The following is a 509-nucleotide window of genomic DNA, read 5'->3' on the forward strand; positions in this document are numbered from 1 at the left end:
CCGAGTGGAAGGGCCATCGCTCAACGGATAAAAGCTACTCCGGGGATAACAGGCTGATCTCCCCCAAGAGTCCACATCGACGGGGAGGTTTGGCACCTCGATGTCGGCTCGTCGCATCCTGGGGCTGGAGTCGGTCCCAAGGGTTGGGCTGTTCGCCCATTAAAGCGGTACGCGAGCTGGGTTCAGAACGTCGTGAGACAGTTCGGTCCCTATCCGTCACAGGCGCAGGAAATTTGAGAGGAGCCGTCCTTAGTACGAGAGGACCGGGATGGACGCACCGCTGGTGTACCAGTTGTGTCGCCAGATGCATCGCTGGGTAGCCAAGTGCGGAAGGGATAAGCGCTGAAAGCATCTAAGCGCGAAGCCCCCCTCAAGATGAGATTTCCCATCCATCATGGAGTAAGACCCCTTGCAGATGACGAGGTAGATCGGTCCGGGGTGTACGCGTGGTAACACGTTCAGCTGACGGATACGAATCGGTCGAGGACTTCTCCTGAGTTGCTTCTGAG

Annotated in this window: 1 rRNA gene; it reads left to right on the forward strand. The window is 57.8% G+C overall.

The features are described 5' to 3' along the window. Nucleotides 1-496: ribosomal RNA gene (locus IEV46_RS17915) — 23S ribosomal RNA — on the forward strand; the annotation flags it as partial. Nucleotides 497-509 lie beyond the last annotated feature (13 nt).

Source organism: Kroppenstedtia guangzhouensis (genome assembly GCF_014637345.1).
In the GTDB taxonomy this organism is placed as follows: Bacteria; Bacillota; Bacilli; order Thermoactinomycetales; family DSM-45169; genus Kroppenstedtia; species Kroppenstedtia guangzhouensis.